This window comes from Alteromonas sp. ABV4_150 (assembly GCF_056311745.1).
On the sequence record NZ_CM149971.1, the window covers coordinates 1,282,365 to 1,308,723 of the forward strand.

General features: G+C 44.6%; 20 protein-coding genes. 2 read left to right on the forward strand and 18 right to left on the reverse strand.

The window, feature by feature from the left end; genetic code table 11:
• The first annotated feature begins 67 nt into the window (after positions 1–67).
• Positions 68–739, forward strand: a complete 672-nt coding sequence (locus ACYX4M_RS05585; RefSeq protein WP_476082215.1) for a haloacid dehalogenase type II — start codon at positions 68–70, stop codon at positions 737–739.
• 71 nt (positions 740–810) lie between these two features.
• Here ACYX4M_RS05585 and ACYX4M_RS05590 read toward each other — a convergent pair whose 3' ends face one another.
• The 18 genes from ACYX4M_RS05590 to ACYX4M_RS05675 form a co-directional block, all read right to left on the reverse strand.
• Positions 811–1,071: a hypothetical protein gene (locus ACYX4M_RS05590; protein WP_476082216.1), complete on the reverse strand. Its 261-nt coding sequence runs from the start codon at positions 1,069–1,071 to the stop codon at positions 811–813.
• 433 nt (positions 1,072–1,504) lie between these two features.
• On the reverse strand, positions 1,505–2,551 hold the full coding sequence (locus ACYX4M_RS05595) for a protein-glutamate methylesterase/protein-glutamine glutaminase (RefSeq protein ID WP_476082217.1): 1,047 nt from the start codon (positions 2,549–2,551) through the stop codon (positions 1,505–1,507).
• A 2-nt stretch (positions 2,552–2,553) separates the two neighbouring features.
• Positions 2,554–3,171 (reverse strand): chemoreceptor glutamine deamidase CheD, encoded by a 618-nt coding sequence (gene cheD, locus ACYX4M_RS05600; protein ID WP_476082218.1) that lies wholly within the window; start codon positions 3,169–3,171, stop codon positions 2,554–2,556.
• Between the two features lie 8 nt (positions 3,172–3,179).
• On the reverse strand, positions 3,180–4,010 hold the full coding sequence (locus ACYX4M_RS05605; RefSeq protein WP_476082219.1) for a CheR family methyltransferase: 831 nt from the start codon (positions 4,008–4,010) through the stop codon (positions 3,180–3,182).
• A complete protein-coding gene (locus ACYX4M_RS05610) occupies positions 4,010–6,925 on the reverse strand; it encodes a methyl-accepting chemotaxis protein (RefSeq protein ID WP_476082220.1) in 2,916 nt (971 codons plus the stop codon). Before ACYX4M_RS05610 ends, ACYX4M_RS05605 begins: the two co-directional genes overlap by 1 nt.
• A 102-nt stretch (positions 6,926–7,027) precedes the next feature.
• The gene (locus tag ACYX4M_RS05615; RefSeq protein WP_476082221.1) at positions 7,028–9,334 is read right to left on the reverse strand and encodes a methyl-accepting chemotaxis protein; all 2,307 of its coding nucleotides are present in this window, start codon (positions 9,332–9,334) and stop codon (positions 7,028–7,030) included.
• Positions 9,335–9,338: 4 nt separating this feature from the next.
• A complete protein-coding gene (locus ACYX4M_RS05620; protein WP_179982088.1) occupies positions 9,339–9,842 on the reverse strand; it encodes a chemotaxis protein CheW in 504 nt (167 codons plus the stop codon).
• On the reverse strand, positions 9,839–11,785 hold the full coding sequence (locus tag ACYX4M_RS05625) for a chemotaxis protein CheA (protein WP_476082222.1): 1,947 nt from the start codon (positions 11,783–11,785) through the stop codon (positions 9,839–9,841). The genes ACYX4M_RS05620 and ACYX4M_RS05625 overlap by 4 nt, the downstream gene beginning before the upstream one ends.
• 38 nt (positions 11,786–11,823) lie before the next feature.
• A complete protein-coding gene (locus tag ACYX4M_RS05630) occupies positions 11,824–12,189 on the reverse strand; it encodes a response regulator (RefSeq protein WP_039217225.1) in 366 nt (121 codons plus the stop codon).
• Positions 12,190–12,255: 66 nt separating this feature from the next.
• A complete protein-coding gene (locus ACYX4M_RS05635) occupies positions 12,256–13,467 on the reverse strand; it encodes a methyl-accepting chemotaxis protein (RefSeq protein WP_476082223.1) in 1,212 nt (403 codons plus the stop codon).
• A gap of 223 nt (positions 13,468–13,690) precedes the next feature.
• Positions 13,691–14,737: a protein-glutamate methylesterase/protein-glutamine glutaminase gene (locus ACYX4M_RS05640; protein ID WP_476082224.1), complete on the reverse strand. Its 1,047-nt coding sequence runs from the start codon at positions 14,735–14,737 to the stop codon at positions 13,691–13,693.
• Positions 14,712–15,341 (reverse strand): chemoreceptor glutamine deamidase CheD, encoded by a 630-nt coding sequence (gene cheD, locus ACYX4M_RS05645; RefSeq protein ID WP_474874040.1) that lies wholly within the window; start codon positions 15,339–15,341, stop codon positions 14,712–14,714. The genes ACYX4M_RS05640 and cheD (ACYX4M_RS05645) overlap by 26 nt, the downstream gene beginning before the upstream one ends.
• Positions 15,342–15,356: 15 nt before the next feature.
• Complete coding sequence (locus tag ACYX4M_RS05650) at positions 15,357–16,187, reverse strand: CheR family methyltransferase (protein WP_476082225.1); 831 nt, start codon at positions 16,185–16,187, stop codon at positions 15,357–15,359.
• 3 nt (positions 16,188–16,190) lie between these two features.
• Complete coding sequence (locus ACYX4M_RS05655; RefSeq protein ID WP_476082226.1) at positions 16,191–19,094, reverse strand: methyl-accepting chemotaxis protein; 2,904 nt, start codon at positions 19,092–19,094, stop codon at positions 16,191–16,193.
• A 51-nt stretch (positions 19,095–19,145) separates the two neighbouring features.
• Positions 19,146–19,649: a chemotaxis protein CheW gene (locus tag ACYX4M_RS05660; protein ID WP_014947935.1), complete on the reverse strand. Its 504-nt coding sequence runs from the start codon at positions 19,647–19,649 to the stop codon at positions 19,146–19,148.
• Positions 19,646–21,736 (reverse strand): chemotaxis protein CheW, encoded by a 2,091-nt coding sequence (locus tag ACYX4M_RS05665; RefSeq protein ID WP_476082227.1) that lies wholly within the window; start codon positions 21,734–21,736, stop codon positions 19,646–19,648. The genes ACYX4M_RS05660 and ACYX4M_RS05665 overlap by 4 nt, the downstream gene beginning before the upstream one ends.
• 38 nt (positions 21,737–21,774) lie before the next feature.
• Positions 21,775–22,140, reverse strand: coding sequence for a response regulator (locus ACYX4M_RS05670; RefSeq protein WP_071816745.1), 366 nt, complete (start codon positions 22,138–22,140; stop codon positions 21,775–21,777).
• Between the two features lie 57 nt (positions 22,141–22,197).
• Positions 22,198–22,932, reverse strand: coding sequence for a methyl-accepting chemotaxis protein (locus tag ACYX4M_RS05675; protein WP_476082853.1), 735 nt, complete (start codon positions 22,930–22,932; stop codon positions 22,198–22,200).
• Between the two features lie 1,329 nt (positions 22,933–24,261).
• Between ACYX4M_RS05675 and ACYX4M_RS05680 the strand changes: the two genes are divergently transcribed.
• A complete protein-coding gene (locus ACYX4M_RS05680) occupies positions 24,262–26,124 on the forward strand; it encodes a serine hydrolase domain-containing protein (protein WP_476082228.1) in 1,863 nt (620 codons plus the stop codon).
• Positions 26,125–26,359: the final 235 nt, after the last annotated feature.

Genomic DNA, 26,359 nt, shown 5'->3' on the forward strand with positions numbered 1-26,359 from the left:
GTATAAGCAACAGGCGCGTTAGGACAACACGCTACGTTTTTTGTCATCAATAATAGGAAGGTGAATTGTGACGCCAAGGGTTATTTTTTTCGATATTAATGAAACACTTTTAGACATGCAGGCTATTAAAATAGGCTTAGCATCAGTACTAGATGGTGATGAGACACTCGTCGACTTATGGTTTGCTAACCTTTTGCATCACAGCTTGGTAGATGTTGCGTCTGCACAGTTTCACGATTTCATCGATATTGGTGCCGCAGCCCTTACCATGGTAGCTCACAGTAAGGATATAACTGTTGAGGAGGCTACCGCAAAAGATATCATCAAACAGCATATTACCCGATTACCAGCGCACGACGATGTTGTTCCTACATTAAAGGCGCTTCAAAGTGCAGGTGTTACCTTGGTGGCACTTTCAAATTCATCAAAAGCGGGGCTGGATGCGCAACTGGAATACGCCAATATAACGTCGTATTTTTCTCATGTATTGAGTGTGGAAAGCGTTCGAACTTACAAGCCTCATGCAGCGGTTTATCACTGGGCCTGCCAACAGGCTAATGTCAAGAATGAAGACGCCATGATGGTAGCGGCCCATGGCTGGGACGTAAGCGGCGCTAAGGCGACAGGTATGCAAACTACATTTGTAGAACGTTCGGGCAAAATGCCGTACCCATTAGGGCTAGCACCCGATTATAGTATTGCTTCGCTTAATGAATTAATACACATTGTGACAAACTAACTTTATTTACTTTAAAAACAAAAAAAGTCTTACCAAGGTAAGACTTTTTCTTTTCTAAACACGCATCAGTATTAAAGCTTTGCTAACTCTGGCCGGTTGGCTTTAAAGCCTTTTGTGCTGCATGAATTGCGTTTAGTTTCTAGTGCACTCAACTGACGCTTAAGCCATGACTTTTGAATACCAGACGTTGCTACGTCCATTTCTGTGCTTACGCGAGTGATTTCTTTACCGACGTTGACGCATGCTTTCTTGTTCGGCTCAAAACCGCCATTTGCTAAAACAGAAGAAGAAAACATTAAGGCAGATAGTGCAATTAGCGTTTGCTGTTTCATAAGAGTCCCCAACTACTCGTTATTATCCCGGGTTAGTGTCATACCGTAAGAATGAGCATATATTTGCTCTAAAATCAGTAATGAATATAGCAGGCCTTTTTTTGTTAATAGGTACAACAAAATATACGCAGTAATAAAACCTTGAATACTTTGCCTTCCCCACCACACATAAACTATTGCCTTTTATGATTATTATGACGACAACAAGTTACATTACTATTCCATTTACGTATCGATTTATATATTTTTACGCACTTCCAAGTAGGCCTATCCATAGTATCGGCTTCAGCAACAGCATTCTGAAGCAGCATTACCTACTCGTTAAGTTTCGCTATTAAAACACCTAAGCTTTTTTGTAACAAGAAAAGCAATAACAATCTTTTTACAGTTTTTAGGACAGAAATTGCATTTTGTAAGTATTTACTCACTATACCTATAAGCGACTACCAGCTGAGAGCTTTTCTACAGTCTGCATAACCGCTTTACCCATATCATCTAAGCTTAATATATGACTTGCTGCTCCCTTTTCGATGGCTACCTTTGGCATTCCAAAAACTATACAACTCGCTTCATCCTGACAGAAGGTCTCACAGCCAGCGTTGAATAGCTCATGAAGACCGGTAGCGCCGTCACTCCCCATCCCCGTTAACAATACGCCTATCGCGTTGTTACCGGCGCTTTTGCATAGCGAATTAAACAACACATCGACAGAGGGCTTGTGACCCGATACTCTCGGGCCATCAGTAAGCCTAATGCGGTAATCAGCCCCACTTCTTTCAATTTCCATGTGCTTATCGCCTGGCGCTAAGTACGCTTGTCCAGGAAGCAAGCGCTCGCCTCCCTTCGCTTCTTTCACCTGCATTTGACATACAGAATCTAACCGCCTTGCATAGGTAGAAGTGAAGCCCGCCGGCATGTGCTGAGTTATAACCGTTGCAGGGGCGTTTGCTGGGAAAGTTCGCAGCACTTCTTTTATGGCTTCAGTGCCGCCAGTCGAGGCGCCTATCGCAATAAGCTTTTCTGTTCCCGAGTAACTCACCTTATTGACGGAAGATACCTTAGCTGGCGAGGCTTTTTTTACTTTTGAACGTGCGGCCGTTCGAATTTTGTCAACGATTAACTCGTGGTATTCTGCCATACCTTGAGCCACACCGATTTTTGGTTTAGCAACAAAATCAATCGCACCTAACTCCAGCGATCGCAAGGTGGCTTCTGCCCCCTTTTCTGTCAGCGTAGAAATCATAACCACAGGTGTTGGCCTGGCATTCATAAGCACTTCGAGAAAACGCAGACCATCCACTTTTGGCATTTCTATATCTAATGTTATGACATCGGGGGATTTCTCAAGCACCAGCTTTTTCGCTACAAACGCATCTGGCGCTGCACCTACCAGCGTCATGTCTGGCTCACTCTTTATGATTTCACTAAGTATTTGGCGAATAAGCGCTGAATCATCTACCACTAACACTTTTATTGTCATGACTAGTCCTCAAATAAATCTACGCTGCCACTTGGCGTTTGCTTCGATAACTCCCAGCGGTGCTGACTTTCCCGCTCGATAATTGTTGCATTGTTAAGCTCGTGAATACGCTTCATCATCACGTGGCCGCTGCGTGGAAAGAAATACACCTTTCGCGCATAAACATCGCACAAGTCACTGGCTAAAATAGGTATACCTTCGGTTTCTAAAAACTGAGTTACAAACTCGGCATTAAACTTACCTACATCGTTTTGAACAAAAGACGGCACGACTTTCCCGCCTCCGAAAACTTTTGCTTGCAGTCGGTTCTTTTTTGCCCCTACTTTCACAAGCTCATTAATCAAAATTTCCATGGCATGAACCCCGTATTTTGCTGCCATTCCCTGAATCTGTACAAATTCGCCGGCCGACTTATTAACGGTGGGCAACATGAAATGATTCATGCCACCAGCCCCTGTAATGGGGTCGAACAGACACGCCGCTACGCAAGAACCGAGTACAGTAACCAGCATTTTGTCTTTTGAGGTAACAAAATACTGGCCGGGTAACAGTTTGACCGCTTCTGTAGAAAAACGCTTGTCGTAGTAAGTTATGGGCAGTTCAAAATTGGGGGTCGCCACGATATCTCCTAATCGACGGGGCGATAAATGGTTTTCCCCACCGGTCTCACAAGGTTAGTATACATATTGAAATTTTCAGAATGCCCAGCCATATAAAGTCCAGATGGCTTTAACATACCCACCATTTTCTGTAGTACTTTGAGCTGCGTTGGTTTGTCGAAGTAGATCATCACATTACGGCAAAATATGACGTCTAGAGGCCCCTTAACATCCCATTTTGCATCGGTAAGATTCAGCTTTTTGAACTGCACCATATTACGCAGTTCATCGACCACTTTTACTTTTCCTTCGTTAGTACCTTTGCCCTTATGAAAGAACTGCTTTTGTCTGTGGTGAGGTATTTTCGCTATCGATGCTAAAGGGTAAACACCGGCTCTGGCCTTAGCTAGCACTTTGCTGTCTATGTCTGAGGCAATAATCTTGACCGGTGTTTTAAAACTTCCAAACGCTTCAGCCACTACCATCGCGATTGAATATGGCTCTTCACCAGTAGAGCTGGCAGCACACCAAATGTTGGTAACATTATGCTGTCTTAGATAATCGGCCAACGCGGTAAAGTGGTGTGGCTCGCGAAAGAAAGAAGTAAGGTTCGTGGTTAGTGCATTGATAAATTGCTCTAACTCTGACTCCGATTTGTTCACTAAAGCGAGATATTCGTTAAAACTGCGCAGATTTCTCGCCCTAATCCTACGCGCTAGCCTACTGTAGACCATTGCTTCCTTGGCATCAGATAGATTTATTCCTGCCTTTTTAAACAACATCTTCTGCACGTTTTTGAAGTCCGCCTTTTCAAAGGCGAACTCCCTGGTGCTATCTTTTGTTGAAACAGCCACTGTCATTAGAATGACTCCCACTCAGCTTCGTCAGGCATAGCCGGTGTTAGCGCCTTCGCTTGAGACGCTCGCTGAGCTGGTGCTGCAGATAAGCGCTGCGGCTGTCGAAAATCTCCGTGGGTGAGGGCTGCGACATGCTGTTGGTCACTGCTTAGCCCTTTTCCTACTTCAAATACTGAGACCCGTTCATTCAATTGTAGTGATTGCTGTTTAAGACTATCGGCCGCAGCAGCAGCTTCTTCCACTAGCGCAGCGTTCTGCTGGGTCATTTCATCCATCTGAACTACGGCTTTACTGACTTCCTCTATCCCCGCAGCTTGCTCTGCAGACGCCGCTGCAATTTCAGACATAATGTCATTAACTCGTTTAATTGAGGTCACAACTTCTGCCATGGTATCGCCTGACTTGACTACTAACTCGTTACCGCTGGCAATTTTGCTGACCGAATCAGAGATGAGTTCTTTAATGTCTTTCGCAGCTTCGGCAGAGCGCTGCGCTAGGTTGCGCACTTCAGAGGCTACAACCGCAAACCCACGACCCTGCTCTCCGGCTCGCGCTGCTTCAACCGCAGCATTTAATGCCAGTATGTTAGTTTGGAAGGCAATCCCGTCAATAACGCCAATAATGTCTGATATCTCTTGGGCAGAATCATTAATCTGCGTCATGGTATCCACGACTTCGCCGATGACCTCCCCTCCTTGAGACGCTATTTTGCTCGCCTGCGCAGCAAGAGAGTTTGCCTGCTCGGCGTTTTCGGCGTTTAGCTTCACGGTGCCAGTTAACTCTTCCATACTCGACGCGGTTTCTTCAAGGCTTGACGCTTGTTGCTCTGTGCGACTCGATAAGTCGGCATTACCCGTTGCTATCTCGCCTGAAGCTACATTAATAGTCTCTACCGCTTCGTTAATATTGGTGATCGTGCCGCGCATTTCGTTGATAAATTGATTTATTGCTTCGCCTAAGACAGCAAAGTCGCCATCTAATGCATGGTCGATATTAACGGTTAAGTCGCCCTCTGTAAGCTTAGTCATAACGTGCTTAATTTCATCAACTGCCTGAGTTCGACCTGTAATGTCCGTAGCGAATTTCACTACGCGGAAGGGCTTACCGTTGTGATCTAAGATGGGGTTATATGTCGCTTGAATAAAAATTTCTTTGCCGTTTTTGCCAACTCTGCGGTACTCACCAGAAGAGTAGGTCCCACTGCGCAACGCATCCCAAAATGCCGCATACTCAGGGCTAGCACGATATGACGAATCGACAAACATGCTGTGGTGCTTGCCTTTGATCTCTTCTAGGGTATAGCCCACCGTATTTAGAAAGTTTTCATTGGCATCTTGGATAATACCGTCCATGTTAAATTCAATAACCGCTTGAGACTTTCCTATGGCCGCTAACTGCCCTTCAAAATAGGCGTTTTTTACTTTTTGTTCGGTAATGTTGCTCGCGTATTTCACCACTTTTACTACATTACCACTCATATCTAAAATGGGGTTGTAGGTTGCTTGAATCCATACATCTGAACCATCTTTAGCAACACGATGAAATTCACCAGAATAAAACTGACCTTCAGCCAACTTCTTCCAAAAAGTGCGATATTCCTCAGATTCACGTTCCTGTTTAGTGACAAAAATTCTGTGGTGCTTTCCCTGAATCTCGTCTAGTGCATATCCAACCGTGGCCAAGAAATTATCGTTTGCGGTCACGATGTTACCGTTGGGGTCAAACTCAATTACTGCTTGAGATTTACTGATCGCATCTATCTGACCTGTGTTAAATGCATTCTGCAGTTTTTGTTCAGTGACATCGGATGCGTACTTCACCACTTTCTGGGGCTGACCGAATTCGTCAAAAATAGGGTTGTAAGACGCCTGGATCCAAAGCTCGCTACCGTCTTTTTTTACCCGCTTAAACTCGCCAGACTTAAATTCACCCTTTTTCAAGTCACGCCAAAATGCCGAATATTCAGGGCTCATTTTGTAGTTAGGCTCAACAAACATACTGTGATGTTGCCCCTTTATCTCACTTAAGTCATAACCCGTTGTATTACAGAAGTTTTCGTTAGCGTGTTGAATCACTCCATCTAAGTCAAACTCGATGACAGCTAACGATTTATCGATGGCGTTAATCTGACCTTCATAATCTGCGTTCTTACGTTTTTGCGCCGTAATGTCAGTTGCGAACTTAACTACGCGAACAATATTACCCAGTTTGTCGTAAATAGGGTTGTAAGAGGCTTGGATCCAAATTTTGTCACCGTTTTTTGCTACTCGACAATACTCTCCACTGCTGCGTTCACCATTTCTCAGCCCTTCCCAAAAGTGACTGTATTCTTCAGAAACGCCATAATCTGGCAGTACAAACAATCGATGATGCTTACCGACAATGTCCTCTTTTGAATAACCTGTTACTTTGAGAAAGTTATCGTTAGCATCTTCAACAATGCCATCTGGAGTAAACGAGATTATGGCTTGGCAACGGTCGAGCCCCTCCAGTAAGCCAGATTTATGCTGCAATTCTTGGTCGTTTATCCATTCCACCATAGTGCCAAGTTTTTCGCCCTCAACACTTTTAATTGTGGTGAGCCTTAATGTAAACAACAGGTTGTCTACCGGCAGTAAAAAGGTGTCGCTACTATTACAGGTGCTATACCGCTGGCTTAATTCTCTACTACTAGCAAAAAAGCCTGCAATTGAGGTGCCGGTCAATTCTTCAAGATTAATATTAGGAAGTGAGCGAGAAAATTGTGCCCTGTACTCTGCTGCAAGTTGTCTAAACGCTTTGTTAGCGAAGGTTATTGTTCCCGATGCGTCCACCAGCATCAAACACGCCGTACTCTCGCTCAACGCCTGCTCTTGAAACCGTGAAAGACTTTGCGCAGCCACCAATTCTTCATTGTGAAATATATTAAAAACACCCATAGCATCACCTATCTTTTGTAGCGCTAGTTGTTTGAAGCGCTGAATAAACCCGCAACTTATAAAAAAGGCGAATTCCCTTTTGAAGAATTCGCCTTTAGTTAACTAGAAAGACTCCCACTCATCATTGTTCGGTACTTTAGGAGCTAGCTTTTTATTTGTATTTAACATGGCCACTGGAGCCACTTTTTTTCCCTTCACTACTTGATGCACTTTTTGAGGAAGCGCATTAGTGATAGTGGTTCTGTCACCAATATTAAATGTCGACACACGTTCAGTCAGATTCCCGGCCTGCTGTTGTAAGCTTTCAGCCGCCGCTGCTGCTTCTTCTACAAGTGCTGCATTTTGCTGTGTCATTTCATCCATCTGCACCACCGCTTTGCTCACTTCTTCAATACCTGAAGCTTGCTCCGAACTCGCGGCAGCAATTTCTGACATGATGTCATTAACTCGTTTAATAGACGTCACCACCTCTTCCATAGTCTCGCCAGACTGATTGACGAGTTTATTGCCCCCATCAATTTTGTTCACCGAGTCTGAAATAAGCTCTTTAATCTCTTTTGCCGCTTCAGCAGAGCGCTGTGCTAAGCTTCTTACTTCTGACGCAACTACCGCAAAGCCGCGCCCCTGCTCACCCGCTCTAGCTGCTTCTACTGCGGCGTTTAGTGCAAGAATATTGGTTTGAAATGCAATGCCGTCAATAACACCGATGATGTCTGAGATCTCTTGTGCCGACTCGTTGATTGACGACATGGTGTCGACGACCTGACGAATTAACTCTCCGCCGCGCGAAGCGATGTCGCAGCTTTGCGATGCTAAACTGTTGGCTTGTTCCGCGTTTTCGGCATTGAGTTTTACCGTACCGGTCAGCTCTTCCATACTCGAAGCGGTTTCCTCAAGGCTAGATGCTTGTTGTTCAGTACGGCTTGAGAGGTCTGAGTTACCCGTAGCGATTTCTGAAGACGCAGTATTGATGGTTTCTACCGCTTCGTAAATGGACCCGATAGTGCCAGACATCTCTCCGACAAACTGGTTTATGGCATCGCCTAATACTTGAAACTCACCTTCAAATTGTTCATCAAGTTCAGCAGTTAAGTCACCACCAGATAAGCGGGTCATTACATCACTGATAGAACCGATAATACGGCGCATATCGTCAATAAAGCGGTTGATTGATGTTCCGAGTTCTTTAAACTCGCCGTCGAACTCATGCTCGATGCGGCAGTCCAAATTCCCTTGAACAAGCTCATTCATTGCCGTTTTGATATCGCTTATAGCTTGCTTCCTACCCGTGATATCAATGGCATATTTCACTACGCGATGGGGTCTGCCGTTTTGATCCAAAATAGGATTATATGATGCTTGGATCCAAACTTCTTTGCCGCCCTTGCCCACGCGCTTAAACTCGTCGGTGAACTGCACGCCTTGGCGTAACTGTTCCCAAAACTGGCTATATTCAACGCTACGCTTATACTCATCGTCTACAAACATGCTGTGATGTTTGCCAACAATTTCATCGAGGCTGTAACCAACCGTATTGGTGAAGTTTTCGTTGGCGTTAAGAATTTTTCCTTCTAGGTCGAATTCAATAACCGCTTGTGCTTTGTTGATCGCGTTTATTTGTCCTTCGAAGTACGCATTGCGCAACTTTGTTGCAGTAATATCTGTAGCGAATTTAACAACGCGAATAACCTTACCTTCGCCATCAAGAACAGGGTTGTAAGTGGCTTGGATCCAAATTTCTTTGCCCATTTTGTTAAAGCGACAAAACTCTCCACTTTGCGGCTTACCTTCTTTAAGGTCACGCCAAAATTGCGCGTACTCCTCACTGCGAATGTACTGGTTACCACAAAACATTTTGTGATGGTTGCCCACGATTTCGTTTAGGCTGTAGCCAAGCGCATTAAGAAAGTTATCGTTGGCGTTTTGGATAACACCATCAGCATTAAACTCGATAACAGCCTGAGCTTTGTTTAGCGTATCTAACATGGCACTTTTTATCAGTAACTCAGACTGATCAACCCATTCAACCATAGTGCCTATGTTTTTATTCTCTTGGTCGAAAAAAGGCGTTAGCGTGAGCTTAAAGTTCAAGTCGCCTATGCTTATTGTAGAAGTCATTGTCGATTTTAGTTCAGCTAAGATATTGCGCTGGTGAGACGGGTTACGGTGAAACTGATCGATATTCTGACCTTCCAAATTATCAGCAGAAAAACTGGGAAGAACAGCCTGTAGTTTTTTTTCATTTTCTTTAAGCAGAGTTTTTACCGACTGATTGGCGTAAATAATATTTCTTTCTGCATCAGCCATCATGATGCAACATGTTGTGGCATCAAGCGCCTGTTTGTTTCTCAATGCTTGGTTCACATCTGTTGCTTTCGTGAAGTCTTCTAACCACGTCATGATTCCCATTGTCTCAGCCCTCAACCGTTTGTGTTTTTGTTTCAACTAAGCCCAATTCGTTGCTTGTAATTAAGCTCTCAATATTCACTAAAATAACCATGTGTTCGTCCACATCCGCCAGCCCATGAAGATATTTACTATCGAACGCCACCCCAAACTCTGGCGGAGGAAGCATGTCTTCTTCCGAAAGACGAATTACGTCAGACACCCCGTCGACTACAATGCCAACAATACGCTCGTGAACGTTTAGCATTATAACGATGGTAAAGTCGTTGTAAGTGGCTTCGCCTACGTTGAACTTAATGCGCAGATCCACGATAGGCACAATGTCGCCACGCAGATTTATTACACCTTTAATAAAACTTGGCGCATTGGCAATTTTGGTGACCTGCTCATAGCCGCGAATTTCTTTTACCGTCGTGATGTCTAAAGCGTAGTGTTCTTCGCCTAATACAAAACTTAAGAATTCATTCTCTTTTGACGCACTAACGGCTTGCTGTAATGCTGCTTCGCTCATAGTGAAACCTCTTCATTTGGGATATTGGTACAATTTGCTGCTACCGAATCGGCATCCAAAATCATCGCGACCTTGCCATCGCCCATGATGGTAGCCCCTGCTATCCCTGCGACTTTTTTGTAATGTTGCTCTAAGCTCTTGATGACGACTTGTTGCTGACCTACCAAAGAGTCCACCAGTACGCCGTAACGTTTTTTACTGCTTTCTAGCAATACCACTATGCCTTTGGTTGGTTCGATAATGCCGTCATCGACTTGCATTAGCTGGGTAAGCGACACCAGTGGCCAGTACTGGTCTCTAATCCAAAGCACCTTGTCATTACCAAGTGTCTTTACTTGGGAAGCGGTGGGCTGGAAAGACTCGATTACGTTAAGCAGCGGGATGACAAAAATCTGATCGCCAACTGACACGCACATACCGTCCACAATGGCGAGCGTAAGGGGTAAGTGGATATAAAAGGCTGAGCCCTCGCCTTGCGACGATTCGATTTCAATGCGTCCTCCAATAGATTCGATATTTCGGCGCACTACGTCCATACCTACGCCACGGCCAGACACATCAGTAACCTCCGCTGCGGTTGAAAAACCCGCTTGGAATATAAGCTGCCAAATTTCACTGTCTGGCATGTCTGGCGTAACGGCTAGCCCGTTTTGCGTGGCTTTTTCTAAGATACGCGCTTTGTTTAAACCCGCACCGTCATCAATAATGCCGATGATAATGCTGCTGCCTTTTTGCTCTGCACTTAAAATAACGGTTCCGTTTTCAGATTTACCTGCTTCAAGGCGCTCTTCAGGGCTTTCTATGCCGTGGTCAATACTGTTTCTAACTAAATGAGTAAGCGGGTCGACCAGCTTTTCTATAAGACTTTTATCAATTTCAGTGTTGCCCCCTTGAATAACCAAGTCGACTTTTTTGCCTAGCTTCGAAGACAAATCACGTACCACACGGGGGAAGCGATTAAATGTCATGTTCACCGGTAACATACGCATAGACATCACCGATTCTTGTATCTCACGGGTATTGCGCTGTAGCTCATCGATAGCAAGCTGTAGTCGCTCTCCCACTTGCCCTTCAACTTCCTGCCCCACGTTTGAAAGCATCGATTGAGTAATCACGAGTTCGCCGACCAGGTTAACCATCGCATCTATTTTGGTGGTATCGACACGAATTGACGCGGCTTCTTTTGCCGCCGCTTTGGGCTTGGTTTTTACAGGCTTAACGATAGGTTGTTTAGGTGAGGCCTGTGTCTGCGTCGTTTGTGTTACATCTGGTTTAACAGGAAGACTTTCTGGTTCGAAGAAGCCAAAGCCTTCGTCGTTTTTACTCGCTTGAGGCGCCTCTTCAGCCTGTTTCTCCGCTGTTACTTCATCATCTTCAAAGAATCCAAACCCTTCAATTTCCTCTGCTTCTTTTTTATTTTGCGAAGTTTCAGAAGCGGTGCTTTGCGTTTCAGCCTCTTCATCATCGAAAAAGCCAAAACCTTCAATCTCGTTGTCCGAAGCACCTTCAATATCTTCGGTTTGCTCATTGGGCTCGTTAACGACTTCACCTGAAGCGCTCGCAAGCGTCTTTTCGAGTACCTTTATACTTGCGTCAATCTGTTCTTGAGGGAGTTCTGTTTGCTCTTTGTATGCTGATAAGGTGTCTTTGAGTACGTCGAGAGTTTGCAGGAAAATATCGACGATATCTGCCGTAACTTGAATCTCTTGGTTACGCGCTTTGTCGAGCAGATTCTCCATAACATGGGTAAGATTCATTAAAGCGTCGAAGCCGAAGATACCGCTGCCACCTTTTATGGAGTGCGCCGCTCTAAAAATACTGTTTAATTCTTCCGGGTCGGGAGCATCCACATCCAAGGTCATGAGCAACTGCTCCATGTCTTGAAGGTGCTCGTCACTCTCATCAAAAAACACACCGTGAAACTGGTTTACATCAATGGTCATGGTTGACTCCCACTTGCCCTATTAAAACCGACGCTCGATTAGCCCAACACTCGCTTCATCACATCTAGCAGCTTGTTTGGATCGAAAGGTTTCACCATCCACCCGGTGGCTCCCGCCGCCTTACCTTTAGCCTTCATGTCATCGCCAGCCTCTGTGGTAAGCATGACAATTGGCGTTGAACGGAAGTTGGCTAACCCTCTCAACGACTTAATAAGCGTTAGCCCATCCATGCGAGGCATGTTTTGATCTGTAAGAACGAAATCAAATCGAGCCCCCTGACATTTGTCTAACGCATCCTGACCGTCTTGTGCTGTAGTTACGTTGTAGTTAGCTGACTTAAGGGTCATTTCAACCATCTGACGAATAGATACTGAGTCGTCAACAATCAATATGCTTTTGCTCATAATTCAATCACCTTTTGAATTGTCAAAATTGCTCTTACGTTGCTTCGTAGAGCTTTTTTGTTGCCGCTAAAAAAGCTCCACATCACCCGCATCCATAGAAGTAGCAGAGACCGGGTTGTGGTCTGCTTGCCCTTTCTCAGTCAGAGAGTGTTGATAGTTTTCCAGGTTTTCTCGCACGCGAGTTGCACTTTCAGGGCTGAGCTCTGAAAGTTGCTCAACGATGAATTCAATGATCTCGCGGGTATACGTAAGGTTTTGCCCATTAATATCGCCAAACTGTAAACCTCTTATTGCCGCTGCTGTTGCAGCAGCCAACTGTTGCCGAATAGCCTCAAGTTCACTAGCACCTTGTATGTCTGCTTCTGCTTTTTTTATGATGCCTTTGAGCTGTTCGCTAATCGCATCTTTTGCGTTAACGACGTGAGAAATGTCCTGAGAAGCAACAACTTCTGCTGTTTCGGTAAGTTTGTCGATAAGTGACCGAATGTTTTCTATTTGGGTTTTTATTACGTCGCTGAATTGTGTAGAGCGGGTAGAAAGCGCACGAACCTCATCAGCAACAACGGCAAACCCGCGGCCGGCCTCACCTGCACGCGCCGCTTCAATAGCCGCATTCAGTGCCAACAAATTTGTCTGAGAGGAAATATCATCGATCCCGCTTAACGCTTCAATCACGGTGGGCATTGCCTGCTGAATGGTTTGGACTTGAGTTTCCAATGCTCTTGTAGAATCTGTCATCTCGCTGGTCGAAGCAATAAATTGGGTTAGCGTAGCGTCTGTATCAGAGGCAAATGTGCGCATTTTGTCGGCGTAGGCACAATCACTATTTTCATCATCGGTAAGCAGGTTATTGATACTTGTTTCCTGTTGCCCCAGTAATGTTTGAAGTGAAATGAACGATTCGCTTAACGTTCCAACCGCATCGCTTTGCGTAGAAAAAATATCGCTAAGGTTAGATGAGGAGACCGACAATATGTCGCTAGCCTCGGATACTACAATAGACATAGCATCTGTGTCTGACAAAGTGGCGGGGGATGTGGAATGTTGTACTGCAAAATGGTTAGCGCCAGAAATTTCTGATGTCTGGCTTCCATTTGTCACCTTCAGTAATACAAACAAAAGAAAAATCACACAGGCAGAGCTAAGTGCAAGGCCCAAATGCGCTGTCGATGTAAAGGATAAACTCCAGCTTCCTAACATCATTAAAAAAGCCACTATGAAAGCGTTGCTTTTATTAGAGAAAAAGTTATCCAAATAATTTGCTGCTATAGCGACCACAACCCACCTCAATTGTTACTGCCGCGTTAACGACTGTACAAAACACAATCAAATTATGATCTAATTCTTACATTCGACCATTATACTTTTGAATACTTTTGTTAATTTGTTGCTTTGGCGACATTTGCGACACTTCGCCAGAACAAGAAAATATGAGACTTGGATAGAGAAGTTGGTAGAGAAATTATTAGAGCGTTAGTAGAAGCGCAGGTGTAAAAACACCCTAAAGCCGACTACCCGCCCCCATTGCCTCGAGTGTATCAAGTATAGCGTCTGAAATTTCTTCTAAAGGCTTTATGAAACTTGCAGCTTTCATTTCTACGGCGGTTTTCGGCATACCGTACACAACACAGGTTTTTTCATCTTGGCAGAAAGTGACAGAGCCTTTAGTGTGCATATTCTTCAAACCTTTTGCTCCATCACGTCCCATGCCAGTAAGTAATACACCTACTGCGTTTGCACCTGCATACTCAGCGAGTGAATCAAACATCACATCAACAGAGGGCTTGTGCCCTGACACCTTGGGGCCATCATCAAGAGTTAAGCGGTAGTCAGCCCCACTTCGCTCTACTTTTAAGTGTTTGTTACCTGGCGCTAAATAAGCAAAGCCTGGTAACAAGCGCTCTCCTCCCTGTGCCTCTCTTACGGTTATTTCGCAAAGGCTATCAAGTCGTCTGGCGTAGGTGGTAGTAAAGCCCGGTGGCATATGCTGGGAGATGATAGTTGCCGGAGCATTGCGAGGAAAATGCATGATGACATCTTTAATCGCTTCGGTTCCCCCGGTTGAGGCACCTATACCAATCAGCTTTTCTGTGCCCGTGTACCGCATGGAAGCATGCTTAGTACAGCGAGTTTCAGTAGGATGGCCTAACTTTGAGTGGGCTGCTGCTTTTATCTTTTCAACGATAACTGCGGCATATTCGGTCATACCTTGCGCCACACCTAGCTTGGGCTTTGCGATAAAATCAACCGCTCCTAATTCTAATGCCCGCAGTGTTGCATCGGCACCTCGCTCGGTAAGCGTAGAAATCATCACCACCGGGGTTGGCATTGCCTTCATCATCACTTCTAAAAAACGAAGCCCGTCTACCTTTGGCATTTCAATGTCTAGGGTTATAACATCGGGCCTAAACTCTTGAACCATTCGCTTTGCTACATAGGCATCGGGCGCAGCGCCTACCAATGTTAACTCTGGGGCTTGCACCACTATCTCTGAAAGAATTTGGCGAATTAACGCAGAATCATCAACGACGAGGACTTTTATGGGCATCTGACTGTTCCGAAAATGAAATAACACCAGTTTTAGCTTGCTCAGAGAGTAAAACACGATGCGCAGACTCACGCTCGTAGAGCGTAGCATTATTGAATTCTCGAATTCGCTTCATATAAACATTCCCGTCGGCCGGAAAATAATAAATTTTGCGTGCATAGTTAGACATTAAATCGCTGCTTATAAGGGGAATACTGGCTTTATCTAGATATTCTAGAACAAATTCGGCGTTTACTCGCCCAATGTCTTGCTGCACAAATCCCGGTAACACTTTTCCCCCTCCGAACGCCTTAGCGACCAGTTTTTCGCGACGTGCACCTAAGTGAACAAGCTGATCTATCAGCATATTCATAGCGTGTACGCCATATTTTGTGGCTAAGCAGGCGTCTAAATTGGTTGTGAAATTGAGGTCGGGCAGCATGAAGTGATTCATGCCGCCAATTTTCTTGTCTTTATCGAAAATACAGGCTGCTACACAAGAGCCAAGAATAGTCACCAATGCTTTGTCTGAAGCCGTCGCGTAATACTGTCCAGGCAAAATTTTCACCGCTTCTTTTTGCAGGCGATTATCAAAATAACGTATGGGGTTTTCATCCTGACTCATACTACAACTTCCTTTTTAAACAACGGGTCGGTAAATGGTTTTCCCCATGGGAGCGACAAGTTCAGGATACATGGTGAAATTTTCAGAGTGCCCTGCCACATACATGCCGTCGCCATGCATCAACTTCACCATGCGAGCTAAAATCTTGCGCTGAGTAGGTCGGTCGAAGTAAATCATGACGTTTCGGCAAAAAATTACGTCTATCGGCGCCTCTAAACACCAGTTTGGCGACATTAAATTTAGTGTCTCGAACTGCACCATTTTTCTCAGTTCATCCACAACCCTTACTCTACCGGTTTGGGGCCCTCTTCCTTTGTAAAAAAATTGGGTTTTATAATCGTGGGAAAGCTGGTTAATACTATTTTGTGCGTAAACGCCCTGGCGGGCCTTCTGCAGTACTTTGCTATCGATGTCTGTGGCGAGTATTTGCACATTGGGCGTAAAGGTGCCAAATACCGACGCAACCGTCATCGCAATACTGTAAGGCTCTTCACCCGTGCTGCTCGCCGCACACCAAATACGTTTAGTTTGGGGTCGCTTTCGAAGGTAATTTGCTAGCGCCTCAAAGTGGTGCGGCTCCCTGAAAAACGCGGTGAGATTGGTGGTAAGCGCATTGATGAAGTGCTCCATTTCATCATCATTGCTTCCAACATAAGCTAAGTACTCTTCAAAGCTATTTATTTCGAGTGTGCGCAGCCGCCTCGCAAGGCGGCTATAAACCATCGCATCTTTAGAATCGGCGAGGTTGATACCTGCTTGTTTAAAAAGCAGACTTTTTACCCGCTCAAAATCTCTTCGGCTATATGAAAACTCCCTTTGCGCGTCCGTGCTTTGTATGGCCGACATACACTAAAATGCCTCCCAATCCGACGCATCAGGCGCGGCTGGATTAAGCGCTTTAATTCGCTGCTTGGGCACTTCGCGCTCTTTGGGTACTTCATGACTACCGTTTAAAGAGCGTACCTCAGAGGCCTGTTCGGCCTTTCGATTATTTCCTACTTTAAATACCGACACCCGCTGCGCTAATTCGCCTGACTGCTGTCTCATACTGTCAGCCGCCGCCGCTGCCTGCTCAACTAACGCGGCATTTTGCTGAGTCATTTCGTCCATTTGAACCACCGCATTACTCACTTCCTGTATTCCGGTGGCTTGCTCAGATGATGCCGCAGCAATTTCAGACATAATGTCGTTAACACGTTTAATCGCAGTAACGATATTAGCCATAGTTTCGCCAGACTTATTCACCAATACATTACCATCGCCAATCTTATCGACCGACGCCGAAATGAGTGCCTTAATGTCTTTTGCCGCCTCTGCAGAGCGCTGTGCCAACGTTCTTACTTCAGAAGCAACGACAGCAAACCCGCGGCCTTGCTCGCCCGCTCGCGCGGCTTCAACTGCTGCGTTTAGCGCAAGAATATTGGTTTGGAAAGCAATGCCGTCGATGACACCGATAATGTCTGAAATGCGCTGGGCAGAGTCATTAATTTCACCCATGGTATGCACCACTTGTTCAATAACTTTGCCACCCTCAGATGCTACATCCGACGCTTGGCTTGCCAATCCTTTCGCTTGATCAGCGTTCTCTGCATTTAACTTCACTGTTCCCGTTAACTCTTCCATGGCTGAGGCAGTTTCTTCTAAGCTAGACGCCTGCTGCTCGGTACGACTAGATAGGTCGGCGTTACCCGTGGCTATTTCATTTGAAGCCGTATCGATGGTTTCCACAGCAGTGTGAATTTTCACTATGGTGTCGCGAAGCTCATCAATAAAGTGATTGATGGATTCGCCCAGCACTTTGAAGTCTCCATCTAATGGCTCTTCTATTGTTTTCAGTAAGTCGCCATCTGATAAACTCGCCATAATAGATTTAATACTTTCTACTGCTAAGGTTCTACCCGTCACATCTGTGGCGTATTTCACCACTCTAAATGGCTTACCGTTTTGGTCTAAGATAGGATTGTAAGAGGCTTGAATATAAACCGGTTTTCCCGATTTATCGAAACGCTCGTATTCACCGCTGGCATAAACGCCTTGGCGTAACTGCTCCCAAAATGCTGTGTATTCAGGGCTGTTTTTATACGCGGGGTCGACAAAAATACTGTGATGCTTGCCTTTTACTTCGTCAAGGGCATACCCCATCGCGGCTAAGAAATTGCTGTTCGCGTTTAAGATTACGCCTTCAAGGTCAAATTCAATGACAGCCTGAGACTTGCTAATGGCGTTTAATTGCCCCTCAAAGTAGGCGTTTTTCAGTTTGTCTTCAGTAATGTTGGTGGCGTATTTGACTACCCTAAACGGGTTGCCATTCATGTCTTCTATGGGGTTGTAAGAAGCTTGGATCCATACGCTTTTACCTGATTTACTTTCTCGCTTAAACTCGCCAGAGAAGAATTTGCCGGATTTGAGTTCTGACCAAAAACGTTGATACGACTCTGACTGTCTGGTTTCTTCATCCACAAATAGTTGGTGATGCTTACCTTTGATTTCGTCTAGGCGGTAGCCCATTGTATTTAAGAAGTTGTCATTAGCAGTAATAATGTTCCCATCTACATCAAATTCAATGACCGCCTGTGATTTACCAATAGCATTAATTTGCCCTTCGAAATATGCGTTTCTTAACTTATCTTGCGTCACGTCGGTGGCAAATTTGACCACTTTAAATGGCTTGCCTGTACTGTCAAAAATGGGGTTGTAAGATGCGCGTATCCATATTTCTTTTCCGCCTTTTGCTATCCGTTTATATTCTCCTTCGCTGTGCTCCCCGGCTTTTAAGCTTTGCCAAAAAGCGGCATAGTCTGCACTTAGCTTGTAGCTTGGGTCGACAAACATACTGTGATGCTGCCCTTTAATTTCAGGCAGGCTATAGCCCATTGCGGTGAGGAAATTTTCATTGGCATTTAAAATGTTCCCCTCAAGATCAAACTCAATAACGGCCTGTGATTTATTAATAGCCGTAATCTGCCCTTCGTAGTCCGCATTTTTTTGTTTTTGCGCTGTAATATCAGAGGCAAACTTGATGATGTAATCTACGTCACCGTTGTCATCAAATACTGGGTTGTAGGTCGCTTGGATCCACACCTCTTCGCCTTGCTTGTTTATTCTGCAAAACTCGCCGCTGTGAACGTCACCGCTTTTTAGTTTTTTCCAAAACTGCTGATATTCCTCGCTTTGGGCATAATCACTGTCGACAAAAATGCGATGGTGTTTTCCCACCACCTCGCTTTCGCTATATCCCATGGCGGTTAAAAAGTTATCATTGGCCGACAAGATTTCTCCATCTGTCGTAAACGATATCACCGCCTGGCTTCGCATAATGGCATCGACCATACCTTTATTACGTTTGTTTTCCGTGTTGTCCTGCCACTGTGTGACGAAAAGCTGAGTACCGTTCTCGTCCATTGTAGTTGCAGCTGAACTTACACAAAAACTATGTTCAGCAAGGACAACATGCAGCTTGTCATCCCCTCTAGCATGTGTGAGCAAATAAGACGGATTGTCTGACGAATTAGAACCAATAGCGATATCATCTATGTGCTTGCCAACTAGTGTAGATTCGCCCTCGTTGACAGAAAAGTCTTTGGGGTAGGCTTTTGCCATACGCAGGAATGCCGGTGTGCAATAGTAAATAGCCCCCGACTTGTCGATAACTAACAAGTTTGAGGCACTGGCCTTTAGAATATTCGACTTCAATAGCGCGTCGTGCTTCGCTATTTTTAACTCTTCGCCGTTCAGAAAATTAAATACGCCCATAACTAATATTTCCCAATGTTAGGTGTTTCCGTTTAGTGAAGGACCTTGTAACTACGCGTCGTCTTTTACGCTCTCAGGTGCGACTAAACCCAGCTCTTCGCTGGTTATTAAGCTTTCTATGTTCACCAGAATAACCATGTTTTCATCTACATCAGCTAAACCGTGTAGATACCTGCTGTCAAAAGCTACGCCAAACTCTGGTGGCGGAAGTACTTGTTCTTCAGACAAGCGAATAACATCGGATACACCATCTACCACGATGCCAACAATGCGCTCTTGAATGTTCAGCATTATCACTATTGTGAAGTCGTTATATGTGGCCTCGCCTACATTAAACTTAATGCGCAAGTCCACGATAGGAACGATGTCACCACGCAAATTAATCACGCCTTTTATGAAGGCTGGCGCATTCGCAATCTTAGTGACTTGTTCGTAACCTCTAATTTCTTTTACTGTGGTGATGTCCAAAGCGTAATGCTCATCGCCAAGCACAAAACTCAAGTACTCTTTGTCTTGTCCGCCGGTAACCGCTTGATGCAAGGCAGTTTCACTCATGAAAGTAACTCCTCTATTTGACTGGAGGTATACGTTGTAGCAATGGAGTCTGCATCGATAATAAGTGCGACTTTTCCGTCGCCCATAATGGTTGCTCCCGCGATTCCAGCCACTTTACGGTAGTGCTCCTCTAAACTTTTGATTACCACCTGCTGCTGGCCCACTAGCGCATCAACTAAAATACCAAAACGTTTCTTACTGCTTTCAAGTAACACCACGATACCTTCTGTTGGAGAAAGCGCGGCACCTTCTACTTCCATAAAGTCGTAAAGCGGCACTAAAGGCCAATATTGGTCTCGAATGTAAAGTACGGTGTCGTTACCCAAGGTTTTCAGCTGCTGCTTTGTAGGTTGGAAAGATTCAATAATATTTAAAAGGGGAACAACAAAAATTTGCTTGCCCACTGACACACACATACCATCAACAATGGCGAGCGTAAGCGGCAGGTGAATGAAAAAAGCCGAGCCTTCCCCAGCGCTCGATTCAATATCAATGCGTCCGCCAATTGACTCAATATTGCGGCGCACCACGTCCATACCAACACCTCTTCCCGATACATCAGTGATGGCTTCTGCGGTTGAAAACCCAGGCTGGAATATCAACTGCCATACTTCTGAGTCTGGCATATCATCAGATACCGCAAGCCCGTTGCTACGTGCTTTATCAAGAATTTTGTCCCGATTAAGACCACCACCATCATCGATAATGCTGATAATAATGCTGCCGCCTTTTTGCTCGGCACTTAAGATGACCGTGCCTTTCTCTGGCTTGCCAGCAGCGAAGCGTTTGTCGGGCATTTCTATACCGTGGTCAATACTGTTGCGCACTAAGTGAGTGAGCGGGTCGACAATCTTTTCAATTAAACTTTTATCAATTTCTGTGCTGCCACCTTGAAGTACCAGCTCTACCTGCTTACCTAACTTACCAGCCAAATCTCTTACTAAGCGCGGGAAACGATTAAAGGTTGCAGTTAGCGGGAGCATGCGCATAGACATCACTGATTCTTGAATTTCCCGGGTATTTCGCTGCAGCTCATCAATAGCGAGCTGCAGCCGCTCGCCAACTTGCCCTTCAACATCTTGCCCAATCATAGACAGCATAGATTGGGTGATAACCAGTTCGCCCACTAAGTTAACCATTGCATCGATTTTAGTGGTATCTACACGTATAGAAGCCGATTCACGGGCTGTGCTTTTTTTCGCAGAAGGCTTAGGTTTGTTTTTAGCCGGTGCCTTCGAGGACGCAACACCACTTAATGATGCTTTATCATCATTTACCGAATCCCGCAGTGTATTGGCGCTTTGGCTTTTGGGGCCGGTAGTTGTGTTTGCTGCAGTATTTATGTGGCGAGCAGAAGGTACGTCTTCGAAAAAGCCAAAGCCTTGGCTATCCTCTTCATAATCACTTTCAGCTTTAGCGGCATCTGATTTTTTCGTTTGAGGCTCAACAAGATTACTGTGGGTTTCTTCATCATCAAAGAATCCAAAACCTTCGTCAGCTTGTGATGACGATTCGGTAGTTTCGCTAGATTGATTGTGAACAGGCTCTTCACCGAAAAAGCCAAAACCATCGTCAGTGCCTGAACTAGCCTCAGAAGGCTCGTCATCAAAGAAGCCAAAGCTGTCATCCTCTGCACTTTCGGCCTGCGTACTTGAGCTTTCCTCTTCGGGTGTTCCACCCGGCGTAAGTTCAGCACTTTGCCTACTCATTACACCGTTTAGTATCCTGATGCGCTCAGCAATACTTTCTTCTGGAACTGGGGTTTCGTCGCGATAAGCATTTAGCGTGTCTTTTAAAACATCGAGCGTTTCTAAAAGCACGTTGACAATATCAGCGGTTACACTAATTTCATTATTGCGGGCTTTATCGAGTAAATTTTCCATCACGTGCGTTAAATTCATTAACGCGTCAAAGCCGAAAATACCGCTACCACCTTTAATAGAGTGTGCAGCGCGAAAAATACTATTGAGTTCTTCAGGATCAGGGGACTCGACGTCCAGACTCATCAATAGCTGTTCCATATCGTCGAGATGCTCGTCGCTCTCGTCGAAAAATACGCCGTGGAACTGTTCAATATCGATGCTCATTCTGAATCCTTCCAGACTTAAGGTTTTAGTAGATTGGCTTAACCCAAAACGCGCTTGGTTACATCAAGAAGTTTATTTGGATCAAAGGGTTTAACCATCCAGCCAGTAGCACCAGCGGCCTTACCTTTTGCTTTCATATCGTCGCCCGCTTCTGTGGTAAGCATGACAACTGGGGTTCTGCTATACGCGCCCAAACTACGCAAGTTTTTAATAAGGGTAAGGCCATCCATGCGAGGCATATTTTGATCAGTGAGTACAAAGTTAAATTGCTGACTCTTACATTTATCTAGCGCTTCTTGCCCGTCTTGGGCTGTGGTAACGGTATACCCTGCGCCTTTTAGCGTCATCTCAACCATTTGACGAATCGACACCGAATCGTCGACAACTAAAATGTGTTTGCTCATATGCTCACTTCTCCAAAGTATGTCATTACTGACGGTGCATCCTGTTCCTTTCTTAGCTTAGAACAATTCAACTTCTCCAGCGTCCATAGACGTTGCAGACACCGGGTTGTGATCATTTTTACCTTTTTCTGCGAGTCCTTTTTGGTACTCGCTTAATTCGCTGACGAAACGCTCAATATTGTTGGCATCTAACGTTGCCAACTGTTCTAAGATGAACGTAATCATGTCTTGGGTATATTGGATATGCTGGCCATTGATATCGCCAAACTGCATACCTCGAATGGCCGCGTTTATAGACTCATCAAGCTGTGAGCCTATATCTTCAATTTGTTTAGTAGTAACTAGGTCTGCTTCTGCTTTTCTGATGATTTCTGCTAGTTGATCGCTTATATGTGATTTAGCATTTACAACCTGAGATATATCTTGCGAGGCTACAAATTCTGCGGTGTCGGTGAGTTTGTCTACCAAACTACGAATATTCTCAACTTGAGTTTTTATTACGTCGCTAAATTGCGTAGAACGCGTTGATAATGCGCGCACTTCATCTGCCACCACCGCAAAACCTCGACCAGCTTCGCCTGCCCTTGCCGCTTCTATCGCAGCATTTAGAGCCAACAAGTTGGTTTGCGCTGCGATATCATCAATGCCGCTAAGTGCATCTATCACCGTAGGCATCGCCTGTTGAATGGTTTGCACCTGTTCCATTAGATGCTTTGTTGACGAGGACATTTGCTCGGTTGAATCGATAAATTGGGTCAGGGTTCCATCGGTTTCTTGTGCAAACATACGCATGCGTTCTGAATATGATTGTGTTTGCGTACTATCGACGCTCAATAACGCATCGATACACTGAATTTGCTGTGCAACGAGCGCTTTTAAGCTGCTGAAAGCATTGGATAAGGTTTCAACGGCGTCATCTTGGGTAGACTTGATGGACGATAAATTGCTATCGCATGTGCTTAAAGACAGAGCAAGCTCGTCGCTCGCTTTTTTGATATCAGTACTACCCGCTTGTTCGCTTTGCGCTTGGGAGTCGTTATTTGGATAGACCTCGTCAACTTCATCCGCACTTTTGCTATAAATGAAAGTACTAAAGACAACTACGCCTGTAAGTACCGCAAGCGCAGTGAGCGCTGATACAAAAAAGAATAAAATCCAAGAAGCTGCTATGCCAACTCCACAAAGTACATATATGCTCTTCAAAGCCCCTTGCTGCCTCGAAGGTAAGTTATTAAATGACAAAAAAACTCTCCTTGAAAAAACACTGTGACTTAACTTCAACAGTACTCTTTCATAATTAAGCACGTTACTTGGTTCACGAATTACAAAGCGCTGGACACACCCTATGAGCGCCAATAGACATAAAGCCTAGCGCAAAGGCAACATAACGTTGTTAGCCAAGGTGGGTAACAACGTTATGCTTAACTGGCTTTGCACACATGAGATAAGCGTAGTACCCATTTTGAAAAGTAGGCAAGAACATGCTTAAGTTTTTTATAAAAAAAGCGTTTTAGTCGCTATTTGTGTCTAACTTGCCAAGAAGTGTTTTTGGAAAAGGTTTTTTGAATGATGGTGCCTCGACCCGGGATTGTAACGCGCGACGCAGCCGCTGAGGCACGTCAGCGTGTGCCTGTTTTTTCAAACGCCGGGACCAAAAAAGCCCCGCATTTCTGCAAGGGCTTAAATGATGGTACACAGATAGAGTTGTAACGCGCCAAGAAATGTAAACGACACAGCCGGTGTATTTTCAATCCCTACATACTATGTAGTAATTATGACATCTATTCGTTTGAGTGACCTGTGGCGCTGCTCCCTTATGACAAAATCCTTTGCCCAGACGAAACAAAGAGTGCTGTTTAATCGGCTGGCGTCTTACGGCGTCGACATCCTCTTTTTGGGTGCAGCTGACGTAAATTCGTCTATTGTAAAACTGCAATTCTTTTAGTAACTCTCTTCAATGAAACATAAAACGCTGAGCATAACCCTGTATTTAAACCTTCTTTAAATACAGGGTAAGCACCGCTTTTCAGCTATTTTTCACGAATCTTTCAGGAAATTCCTTACTTTTCTTTTTACGTTAGCGCTTTGCGTTTCACGGATAAAGATTAGGAGATTCTCGAAGTGATTAGAGCATTTGTGACATTTTGTATATTGCTTAACTGCACTTTCTCATTTGCACAGACTGAGCAAAGCTTATCGCTAACAGAGCAAATTACTCTGTTAAGCGATTCATTAGTCAAATACGCACGAAGAACTCAACATATTCCTGGAGTAGTTGTAAGTGTTGTACACGAAGGTGAGCTCGTCTTCTCTAAAGGCTATGGCTATGCCAATGAACCAAAAGATAAAGCTGTAGATTCAGAAAGCACACAGTTTAGCGTTGCCTCAATTAGTAAAACTTTTACCTATACTGCGCTAATGCAGCTTATTGAAGAAGGCAGGCTCAGTATGGACGATGAGGTCAGTGAGATACTAGCCCTTAATAAAAATGTACTTGAGTTAGGCACTTTGAAGGTAAGACATTTGTTTACTCATACCGCAGGATTTGAAGATGGATATGTCGGACACTGGATGGCAAATGCTACATCAGATAACCCCTCTTTGCTTGAGTACATAACGTCTAATGCTCCCAACAGAGTACGAAAAAGTGATGAGTTTATTGTTTATAGCAACTATGCGTCTGTTTTGGCGGGGGCAATTATTGAGAAAGTGACGGGCCAGCCATTTAAACGCTATATGTTAAACAATATTCTAACGCCACTGGGCATGCACAATAGTACCTTTGAAAATGGCCCCTTCGTAGAACACTCTGGCATTACCCGCGCTATTGGCCATCATTGGAACGGAGTGTCGTACGATACTTATGATGATGCGTATGTATCTAATGGAATGACACCTGCTGCCGGCCTTTTAACAACAGCAAATGATATTGCAAAATTCATGATCGCTCATCTTGAAGAAGAGAAGGATGACATCTTGTTCGCAAAAACAAAGAAGCGGATGCACCGCCCCGTTTTCGCAAATCACCCCTTTCTGAGTCAAAATGCACATGGTTTTTGGACTTCCTCTTCTAGCGGCTATAAAGCACTATTTCACAATGGGAATGTCTCGGGGACTTTGTCACACATGGTACTTGTACCGCAGCACAGATTTGGCATATTTATCAGCGCAAACGCCACCAACAGTCTTGATCTAATCTTTGGTTTTGTCGACACAGTACTAGCAACGTTATTTCCAACAGAATCAGATGCTATCAAACGCTTCGATTATGCCGACCTTGAGCAATACACCGGAGACTATCTAAATCTTCGCCGTAACTTCTCAACCTTCGAAAGCGCATTTGAGTTTCCTATCACTGTATCTTCGACAAATGAATATCTACTTGTAGGGTTTTATGGCGAGACACATCGTTGGATACCGATAGGCAATCACCGCTTTATTGATCAACAAACTGGCGAAAAGCTGGTTTTTAAACCAAAAGAAGGCGGCGGATTCTGGTTACTTAGAGGCAATACCGTATTCGAACCTATTGGAATAGTGGACAATACAACATCGTTTTTGACTTTACTATTTGTGGTTGCGGGCATGAGTATCGCCATTTTAATCGTTGCATTGAACAGGCAAGTCTATTCAGTAGAAAAAGTAAAGGGGACAACATATGTCAGTGCTTCATTTGTTTTGTTGGCTTGCTCGTTTCTGCTATCACTTGCCATGATTACTTTGACTGCAAATGTGCAAGGGCCAGAGTTTGATACTCTTATGGTGGAAGGCCCCCCCGTCTTTTTTCATGTTTTTCAAATTTTGCTAGTTATTAATTTTCTCGTTGCTATCTTTGGCGCTTATGGGCTTTTTAGAAAGTGGAATCAATTGAAGTGGCACATTGTGTCTAAATTATTTCACTCACTCTTCCTAGCCATATGCATGTCTTGTTTTTTCTGGGCAACGCACTTGCACCTTCTCACACCCATACTAGTTATCGACTAATCAGCCAAACTACTGCTTGCGCTTTTAACGGCAGCCCTTGTTATTAGAGGCACAAGCGTAGACTCTTCATAAAAAATTCAGCTTTTTTCCGGCAATTTTCAGCTTTTGTACAGGTATTAAACACCCAGGCTTCTTAGTCTTAGTTGCAAGCAAGGAACTGGTATACCACCTAGTTGCTTGGTTACTCATTTAATCACTAATAACTTGTAACGGTACCCATGATGAAAATGTCTGT